Raw genomic sequence first — 649 nt, 5'->3', positions numbered from 1 at the left:
CCTTCTCAGATTTCTGGACATATTCCTGAATCGCTTCCTCCTCCACCGGGCCAATGTGGGGAATACCCGCCACCCGCCCTCCGCCACGTTTAGCGTGTCCATGTTCAAGCAAGTGGGTCAACTGATAGTTTGTCGCATTATGCACAACCCAACCATTGCCAACCTTTTTGGCACGCCACCCTCTCGCATAATCCCCAGTATCCTTCGGGCTTCTTTGTTTCAGCTTCTTCGCTGCACTCTTCGCTACGGTTTCTTTGGCCTCTTCCAGCCCTTCCGTCACCTCTTCGGTGTAGGTTTCAAGCGCCTTGGTGATCTCCCGTGATAGACCGTTTATTTTAGCCATCTCCCGCCACCCTTTCACAAGTGATTCGGGTCTTTTCTCCCCTTGTCTCCGTTCGGATAATCTGATACTTGATCCCGTTATGCTTTAATTTCCGTTCGTCCGCATATTCAAAGGTATAAACCTCAAACCTCTTCTCCGGTCGGAGCCCAGCTACTGCCGCGTTGTAGTATTCAGCTTGACCGACAGACATTTCATTGGCGAATACCTGCCGCTCCGTCTCCTGTTTGATCTGGTTCCCGATCTCATCTTCTATGATTTCAATCCCCACCAGGTGGATCACGTCATTGTGTCTCATTTGAACCACCG

2 protein-coding genes are annotated in these 649 nt (G+C 50.8%); both read right to left on the bottom strand.

Going from position 1 to position 649, the window contains the following annotated elements; translation table 11 throughout:
• On the bottom strand, positions 1-343 hold a 343-nt coding region (locus tag CHM34_RS18330), incomplete at its 3' end, for an HK97 gp10 family phage protein (protein WP_094266046.1).
• Positions 336-649 (bottom strand): hypothetical protein (locus tag CHM34_RS18325; protein ID WP_094266045.1); only part of this gene is annotated, 314 nt, incomplete at its 5' end. The genes CHM34_RS18330 and CHM34_RS18325, both read right to left, overlap by 8 nt.

Source organism: Paludifilum halophilum, assembly GCF_002245355.1.
Classification (GTDB): Bacteria; Bacillota; Bacilli; order Thermoactinomycetales; family DSM-45169; genus Paludifilum; species Paludifilum halophilum.
The sequence above is the reverse complement of the archived record's forward strand: the minus strand, read 5'-3'. Positions and strand labels throughout refer to the sequence as shown.